Raw genomic sequence first — 1078 nt, 5'->3', positions numbered from 1 at the left:
CTCTCATTGTGAGAGGGATTTATTTGATACTCGATAAATCCATGCTCAATCATCTTTCTCCACAGCTCAAACAATACCTGATTGTCACAGGCAATTATTGGGCGTTTACCCTAACCGATGGTGCATTACGCATGTTAGTCGTTTTGCACTTTTATGGATTAGGGTTTTCACCGTTTGCCATTGCCAGTTTGTTTTTGTTTTATGAGTTTTTTGGTGTAGTCACCAATTTAATTGGCGGATATTTAGGCGCACGTTGGGGACTAAACCGTACCATGAATATTGGCTTAGGCATGCAAGTCTTTGCCTTGTTAATGCTGACTGTGCCAGCCGAATGGCTAACGATGTTGTGGGTAATGAGCGCACAAGCCTTATCTGGCATCGCCAAAGACCTCAACAAAATGAGTGCCAAAAGCTCTATTAAACTGTTAGTACCTGACAACCAACAAAGCAAACTTTATCAATGGGTTGCTGTGTTAACAGGCTCAAAAAATGCCCTAAAAGGCTTGGGCTTCTTTTTAGGGGGTGTCTTATTATCAGTGTTTGGCTTTAGTGGCTCATTATTGATGTTAGCTTGTCTTTTAGCCCTGATTTGGTTTGCCAGTTTAGTGTTACTCAAAGAAGATTTAGGCAAAAAGAAAGCCAAGCCGAAATTTCGAGAATTATTATCAAAAAGTAGAGCCATTAACTTTTTATCAGCTGCACGTTTATTTTTATTTGCTGCGCGTGATGTTTGGTTTGTCATTGCCCTGCCCGTTTATTTAAGCCATCAATTTAATTGGGATTTTTGGTGGGTGGGCGGCTTTTTAGCCTTATGGACAATTATGTATGGAGGTGTGCAATCCTTTGCCCCACATCTCACTGGCAAAAAACAAGGGCGTGTACCTGATGGCAAAGTCGCTTGCTTGTGGGCGAGTGCTTTATGTTTGTTGCCAGCCGCGATTGCCTTAGCATTAAACGGGCAATTGCCAGCATTAGCTGTGGTCGTTTTCGGTTTATTGGCTTTTGGTGTGTTGTTTGCCGTTAACTCATCCTTACATAGCTATTTAATAGTTTCTTATGCACAAGCTGATGGCGTATC

At 41.7% G+C, this 1078-nt stretch carries 1 protein-coding gene; it reads left to right on the top strand.

The features are described from left to right. Positions 1–23: 23 nt before the first annotated feature. Positions 24–1078 (top strand): organoarsenical effux MFS transporter ArsJ (gene arsJ, locus Q0212_RS01230; RefSeq protein ID WP_297920999.1); only part of this gene is annotated, 1055 nt, incomplete at its 3' end.

It is taken from the genome of uncultured Agitococcus sp., from assembly GCF_937920075.1.
Taxonomy (GTDB): Bacteria; Pseudomonadota; Gammaproteobacteria; order Pseudomonadales; family Moraxellaceae; genus Agitococcus.
Note: the sequence above shows the minus strand (reverse complement) of the source record. Positions and strands in the feature narration are given on the sequence as shown.